8 protein-coding genes are annotated in these 6,199 nt (G+C 72.0%); 2 read left to right on the top strand and 6 right to left on the bottom strand.

Annotated elements, in window-relative coordinates; translation table 11 throughout:
• The 5 genes from BGO22_RS00475 to mltG all read right to left on the bottom strand — a co-directional run.
• Positions 1-335: TatD family hydrolase (locus tag BGO22_RS00475; protein ID WP_286848256.1), on the bottom strand; the 335-nt coding region annotated here is incomplete at its 3' end.
• Between the two features lie 73 nt (positions 336-408).
• The gene (locus BGO22_RS00470) at positions 409-780 is read right to left on the bottom strand and encodes a PilZ domain-containing protein (RefSeq protein ID WP_070398411.1); all 372 of its coding nucleotides are present in this window, start codon (positions 778-780) and stop codon (positions 409-411) included.
• A 96-nt stretch (positions 781-876) separates the two neighbouring features.
• Positions 877-1,884, bottom strand: a complete 1,008-nt coding sequence (locus BGO22_RS00465; RefSeq protein ID WP_070398410.1) for a DNA polymerase III delta subunit-related protein — start codon at positions 1,882-1,884, stop codon at positions 877-879.
• Entirely contained in the window at positions 1,881-2,522 is a 642-nt protein-coding gene (gene tmk / locus BGO22_RS00460; protein ID WP_070398409.1) for a dTMP kinase, read from the bottom strand. The genes BGO22_RS00465 and tmk overlap by 4 nt, the downstream gene beginning before the upstream one ends.
• Positions 2,522-3,529 (bottom strand): endolytic transglycosylase MltG, encoded by a 1,008-nt coding sequence (gene mltG, locus BGO22_RS00455; protein ID WP_175442811.1) that lies wholly within the window; start codon positions 3,527-3,529, stop codon positions 2,522-2,524. Before mltG ends, tmk begins: the two co-directional genes overlap by 1 nt.
• A 75-nt stretch (positions 3,530-3,604) precedes the next feature.
• Here mltG and ygfZ point away from each other — a divergent pair, with 75 nt between their 5' ends.
• Entirely contained in the window at positions 3,605-4,519 is a 915-nt protein-coding gene (ygfZ, locus tag BGO22_RS00450; protein WP_070398408.1) for a CAF17-like 4Fe-4S cluster assembly/insertion protein YgfZ, read from the top strand.
• Positions 4,520-4,521: 2 nt separating this feature from the next.
• Positions 4,522-5,343, top strand: coding sequence for an NRDE family protein (locus tag BGO22_RS00445; RefSeq protein ID WP_070398407.1), 822 nt, complete (start codon positions 4,522-4,524; stop codon positions 5,341-5,343).
• Here BGO22_RS00445 and BGO22_RS00440 read toward each other — a convergent pair.
• Positions 5,330-6,199, bottom strand: coding sequence for a YbgC/FadM family acyl-CoA thioesterase (locus BGO22_RS00440; protein WP_070398406.1), 870 nt, complete (start codon positions 6,197-6,199; stop codon positions 5,330-5,332). The genes BGO22_RS00445 and BGO22_RS00440 overlap by 14 nt on opposite strands.

The raw sequence follows: 6,199 nt of genomic DNA, 5'->3' as shown, positions 1-6,199 counted from the left end.
TCGCGCTGCCAGGCCATGTCGGCCAGGGTCCGTTCGCCCAGGCGGTAGTAGTCCAGGCCGGTTTCGCCAATGCCCACCACCTTGGGCCGCGCCGCGCCGTCGAGCAGGTCTTGCAGGGAGGGTTCGCGCACGTCCTCGTTGTCGGGGTGGACGCCCACCGTGGCCCAGAGGTGGGCGTGGTCGCGCGCCAGGGCATGGACCTCGTCGAATTCTTCCATCGTGGTGCAGATGCACAGGGCGCGACCGACCCGGGCGGCCGCCATGGCGTCCAGGATGGCGGGGAGCTGCTCGCGCAGCTCAGGGAAATTCAGGTGGCAATGCGAGTCGGTGAACATCCGCCAATGATCCCCCAAAAAGCACAAGGCCTCACGGCCGGTGGCGGTGAGGCGCAGGGGGAGCGGGCCCGGCTCAGAGCGTCTGCGTCTGGCGATCGGAGTTCACGTTGGCGCCCAGCACTTCCTCGATCTTGAGCTTGAGCTGCTTTGACTTTTCATCCGCCGGGAAGCGGATGCCCACGCCCTGGGTGCGCCCGCCCTGGGCCTTGGCCGGCGTGACCCAGGCCACCTTGCCGGCCACTGGGTAGCGCTGCGGGTCGTCGGGCAGGCTCAGCAGGACGTAGACGTCGTCGCCCAACCGGTACTCGCGCGAAGAAGGAATGAAGATACCGCCGTCGGCGAACAAGGGGATGTAGGCGGCGTACAGCGCGGCCTTCTCCTTGATCGAGAGCTGGATCACGCTGGGCCGCGCCGCGGCGCCGGCGGTGGCTGGGTTGGTGCTCATGGCGGTCGAGTGTACGGGCAAGGACCAGGTCGAAAGGTCGATAACAGAGCGCGGCGGTCGTGCAGTTTTCAGCGCGGCGTCGTGGCCGGTCGCCGCTCAGCGACGAGCGGTCGCCAGGGCCTGACGCGCCCGCGCGGCCCAGGCCTCTTGCAGCAAGCCGGCCTGGTAGGGGTGCTCCACGCTGCGGGCCGCCTGCGCGAGTTCGTCGGCCCAGCGCGCCAGCACGCGCCAGGGCGGCGGCGGCGGCAGTTGCTCGGCCGGAAAGAAGCGCGGCGCCGCGCCGGCCGCGCGCGCCATGAGGTCGTGGCAGAGCTTTTGCAGTACGTCGAGCTGGGCCGCGGGCGCCTGCTCGCCCAGCACCTTCCAGTCGCCGCGCGCCAGGGCCTGCGGCAGGCCGGCCCATTGCTCGGGCGTGAACCCACGCTGAGACAGCGCCAGGGCCTCGTCGGGCCGGCCACCGGACGCGCGCCACCAGGCCTGGGCCGCCGCCGGCGTCATCTCGCCACTGACCTGCAGCCAGGGCAAGGCCTCGGTCTCGTCGGGCCACTGCAGGGTGTGCGTCTGGCAGCGGCTGCGGATGGTGGGCAGCAGCAGGTGCGCGGCCTCGGTGGCGAGCACGAAGCGCACGCTGGGACTGGGCTCTTCCAGGGTCTTGAGCAGGGTGTTGGCGGCCTCGACGTTCAGCCGTTCGGCCGGGTAGACCAGCACCACCTGGGTGCCGCCGCGCGCGCTGGTGGTCTGGGTGAAGGCCACGGCCTGGCGCGCGGCCTCCACGCGAATGGCCTTGCTGGGCTTGCGCTTCTTGTCGTCGAGTTCGCGCTGGGTGGACTCGTCCAGCGGCCAGCCCAGCTCCAGGCTCAGGGTTTCGGGCAGCAGCGCGCACAGGTCGGCGTGCGTGCGCACCTCGATGGCGTGGCAGCTCGGACACTGCCCACAGGCGCCGTGCGGCTGGGGTCGCTCGCACAACCACGCGCGGGCCAGGGCCAGGCCCAGTTCGTACTGGCCCAGGCCGGACGGGCCGGACAGCAGCACCGCGTGGGCGCGCCAGCCCAGCAGGGCGTGAAGCTGGCGTTGCAGCCAGGGGGCCAGGGCGGTATCGCTCATAGCCAGCCGCGCCGCTGGAAGGCCTCGCGCACGATCGCCGCCACGCGCTCGCGCGGTTGGTTGGCGTCGATGCGCACGAAGCGCGCGGGCTCGGCCTGGGCGCGGGCGGCGTAACCCGCGCTGACGCGCTCGAAGAAGGCCTGGGGCTGGGACTCGAAGCGGTCGGGCACGCGGGCACCGGCCAGGCGCTCGGCCGCCACGGCGGCCGGCAGGTCGAACCACAGGGTAAGGTCGGGCTGGCGCAGGCCGCCCTGCTCGCGCGCCTGCACCCAGCGTTCCAGCTGGCCCAGCACGGCCAGGTCGAAACCGCGGCCATGGCCCTGGTAGGCGAAGGTGGCGTCGGTGAACCGGTCGCACAGCACGACCTCGCCGCGCGCCAGGGCGGGCTCGATGACCTGCTGCAGGTGGTCGCGCCGCGCGGCGAACATCAGCAGCGACTCGCTCAGCGGGTCCATGGTGTCGTTGAGCACCAGGGCGCGCAGCTTCTCGGCCAGCGGTGTGCCACCGGGCTCGCGCGTGAGCACCACGCGCCGGCCGGCGGCGTCGAAGGCTTTGGCGAGCATGTCGATGTGCGTGGACTTGCCCGCACCGTCGATGCCCTCGAAGCTGATGAAAAGACCGGTGGTGGCGTTGGACATCAGCGGCGCAGGATGAAGCGCCGCACAGCGGCGTTGTGCTCGTCCAGCGTGGCGCTGAACTGGCTGGAGCCGTCGCCGCGCGAGACGAAGTACATGGCGTTGGTGCGCGCGGGTCGCACGGCAGCCATCAGCGAGGCCTGTCCCGGCAGCGCGATGGGCGTGGGCGGCAGGCCGGCGCGCGTATAGGTGTTGTAGGGCGAGTCGGTGTCCAGGTGCTGGCGGCGCAGGTTGCCGTTGAAGGCATTGCCCAGGCCGTAGATCACGCTCGGATCGGTCTGCAGGCGCATGCCGATGCGCAGCCGGTTGCTGAACACGCCGGCGATGCGGTCCCGGTCGGCCGGCAGGCCGGTCTCCTTCTCGATGATGCTGGCCAGGATCAGCGCCTGCTCGGGCGATTGCAGCGGCCCGTTCGGGTCGCGCTGGGCCCAGGCCTGGGCCAATCGCTCGTCCATGGCGCGCGCGGCCTGGCGCAGCACGGCGGACACCGGCGTGTGCTTGGCGACGCGGTAGGTGTCGGGGAAGAAGCGACCCTCGGGGTGCACGCCGGGCCGGCCGATGCGCTCCATCACCTGGGCCAGGTTCAGGCCTTCCAGGTCCTGGCGCAGATCGGGCGAGCGGCGCAGCGTGTCGATGGCCTGGCTGGAGGTCCAGCCCTCGACGATCAGCGCTTGGGTCATGGCCTGCTCGCCGCGCACCAGCTTGCCCAGCAGGCTGCGCGGCGTGGTGCCGGGAGCGATCTCGTAGACGCCGGCCTTGATGTCGCGCGACTCGCCCGAGAGGCGGAACCAGGCGTACAGCAACTCGGCCGGCGCGTTCACGCCAGCGGCCTCGATGCGGTTGGCCGCCGCGCGAGCGGAACTGCCCGCCGGAATCTCGAACTCGAGCGGCGCGCTGTCGCTGACCGTGGCCGGCAGGCTCAGGGGATGGTGGACCCACCAGTGGGCCGCCATGGTGGCCAGGCCCAGGAGCAACAGGGGGTAAACCACCAAATACTTGAACAGGCGCATGAAGGCGTGCTGAAGACAGGGAGAACGCGCCGGGCGGCGACGGCGCGACAGACGGGCCATGATAATTCAGCGCGCATGTCCCAGCCCTCCCCCCTCCTCCCCCTGAACGGCGTGGCCCCGCTCGGTTCGCTCGGCGTCATCGCCGCCGAGGGCGACGAAGCCGCCGCCTTCCTCCACAGCCAGCTCACGCAGGACTTCGCCCTGCTCGGCGTCAGCGAGGCCCGCCTGGCGGCCCTGTGCACCGCCAAGGGCCGCATGCTGGCCAGCTTCATTGCCTTCAAGCGCGCGCACGACCGCATCCTGCTGGTCTGCCGCCGCGACCTGCTGCCACCCACGCTCAAGCGCTTGCAGATGTTCGTGCTGCGCGCCAAGGTAAAGCTGCGCGACGCCAGCGACGGGTTCGCGCTGCACGGCCTGGCCGGCGAGGCCGTGCCCGCTGGCCTGGGCGCCGCCCCCTGGACCCACCTGGCCGACGGCGACACCAGCATGGTCCGCCTGTACCCCGGCGCCGGCACGCCGCGCGCCCTGTGGGTGGGGCCTGCCGGGACGGCGCCAGCCGGCGCGGCGCTCAGCGAGGCCCAATGGGACTGGCTGGAGGTGATGAGCGGCGTGGCCACCCTCGGCCAGCCCGTGGTCGAGGCCTTCGTGCCGCAAATGCTCAACTACGAATCCGTCGGCGGCGTGAACTTCAAGAAGGGCTGCTACCCGGGCCAGGAGGTCGTGGCGCGCAGCCAGTTCCGGGGCACGCTCAAGCGCCGCGCCTACCTGGTGCAGGCCGACGCGCCGCTCCAGTCCGGCCAGGAAGTCTTCCACGCCAGCGACGCCGAGCAGCCCACCGGCACCGTGGTGCAGGCCGCGCCGAACCCGCAAGGCGGCTGGGACGCCATCGTGTCCATGCAGACCGGCTCGGCCGACGGCGCGGCTCTGCGGGCGGGCGAGGCCACCCTGCAGCTGCTGCCCCTGCCCTACCCCCTGCTGGAAGACATCTAGGCATGTGCCTGATCGCCTTCGCGATCAACGCCGCGCCCGGCGTGCCCCTGCTGGTGGCGGCCAACCGCGACGAGTACTGGGCCCGGCCCACGGCCGCGCTGCACCGCTGGGCCCTGGACGACGGCACCCCCGTCATCGGCGGCCGCGACCTGCGCGAGGGTGGCACCTGGCTCGGTCTGAGCCCGGCGGGGCGCATCGCCTGGCTGACCAACGTGCGCCAGCCCGGCGCCGAGCGGCGCGGCCGCAGCCGCGGCGAACTGGTGGCGCGCTGGCTGCAGAGCGATGCCGACAGCACCGGCTTCGTCGACACCCTGGACCCCGCCGCCTACGCCGGCTTCAACCTCGTGGTGGGCGATCTGCGGCGCGGCGAATGGGCCTGGATCGGCAATCGCCACCCCGATGCGCCCCACGCCGAGCAAGCGCCCGAGCGCCACTGGCGGGCCATCGGCCCCGGCGTGCACACCTTGTCCAACGCCACGCTGAACACGCCCTGGCCCAAGGCGCGCCGGCTCGCCCAGGCCCTGGGCGAGGCCCTGAACGCCAGCGACGAAACGCCCGCGCCGCTGGGCGGTGCGCTCATCGACACCACGCTCGCGTCCGACGCCGAACTGCCGCGCACCGGCGTGCCCGACGCGGTGGAGCGCGTGCTGTCCAGCCCCTTCGTCCATTGGCCGGACCACGCCTATGGCACGCGTTGCTCCACCGTGCTGCGCTGGGACGCCGACGGCGAGCTGCGCATCGACGAATGGACCCACGACGGCGCCGCGGCCACGCCCGCGCTGAGCGAGCGGGCGCACCGGCGCGAGCGGATCAGAGTGCCTTGACCATGGTCTGGTGCGGAATGCCGGCTTCCTCGAACGCCTCGCCCAGCGGCACGAAGCCCAGTCGCGCGTAGAAACCCACGGCGCTGCGCTGCGCGTGCAGCCGCACCTCGCGGTCGCCACGCGCGCGCGCCGCGTCCATCAGCGCGAAGAGCACGCGCCGGCCCAGGTTGCCGCCGCGCAGCACGCGGTGCACGGCCATTCGGCCGATCTTTGACACCCCCGGCGCCTCGCCGCGCAGCAACCGGCCCGTGGCCACCACACGGCCCAGGCGGTTGCGCGCCACGGCGTGCACCGCGTCCGCGTCGGCCGCGTCCATTTCCAACTCGAGCGGTATGCCCTGCTCGCGCACGAAGACCTCGGCGCGCAGCTGGCTCGCGCCTTCGCCAAGCTCGGCCCAAGCGCCCACGCGCAGGTCCACCATGTCCTCGCCCGCCTCGTGGCCCAGCAGGATCGCCCGCAGCGAATCGGGCACAGGCCGCGAGCGCTGCGTGGCCGGATCGGCGAAAACGTAGACGATCTCGCCCGTGATGAGGTGTTCGTCGCCGCGGAAGATCGCGCCCGTGAAGGCCATGGAGCTGGTGCCCACGCGGCCGCATTTCATCGCCACGTCGATCTGCTCGTCCGCGCGCGCCGAGGCGTGGTACTCCACCGTGGCCTTCACCACGTACAGATCGCCCTCGAGCGAGTGCATCGTCTCTTCGTAAGGCAGCGCCAGCGCGCGCCAGTAGTCGCTGATGGCGGTGTCGAAGTACATCAGGTAGTGCGCGTTGAACACGATCTTCTGCATGTCCACCTCGGCCCAGCGCACGCGCAGGCGGTGGAAAAAGCGGAAGTCGTCGCGGCTCAGTCGGGTCAT

Source organism: Hydrogenophaga sp. 70-12 (genome assembly GCF_001897365.1).
Lineage (GTDB): Bacteria > Pseudomonadota > Gammaproteobacteria > Burkholderiales > Burkholderiaceae_C > Hydrogenophaga > Hydrogenophaga borbori.
This window is presented reverse-complemented; position numbering and strand designations above follow the sequence as displayed.

Excerpts from the sequence above, each read along its gene's own strand:
- BGO22_RS00470 (WP_070398411.1), bottom strand. The coding sequence starts at position 780 with ATGAGCACCAACCCAGCCACCGCCGGCGCCGCGGCGCGGCCCAGCGTG.
- BGO22_RS00465 (WP_070398410.1), bottom strand. The coding sequence starts at position 1,884 with ATGAGCGATACCGCCCTGGCCCCCTGGCTGCAACGCCAGCTTCACGCC.
- tmk (WP_070398409.1), bottom strand. The coding sequence starts at position 2,522 with ATGTCCAACGCCACCACCGGTCTTTTCATCAGCTTCGAGGGCATCGAC.
- mltG (WP_175442811.1), bottom strand. The coding sequence starts at position 3,529 with ATGCGCCTGTTCAAGTATTTGGTGGTTTACCCCCTGTTGCTCCTGGGC.
- ygfZ (WP_070398408.1), top strand. The coding sequence starts at position 3,605 with ATGTCCCAGCCCTCCCCCCTCCTCCCCCTGAACGGCGTGGCCCCGCTC.
- BGO22_RS00445 (WP_070398407.1), top strand. The coding sequence starts at position 4,522 with ATGTGCCTGATCGCCTTCGCGATCAACGCCGCGCCCGGCGTGCCCCTG.
- BGO22_RS00440 (WP_070398406.1), bottom strand. The coding sequence starts at position 6,199 with ATGACCCGACTGAGCCGCGACGACTTCCGCTTTTTCCACCGCCTGCGC.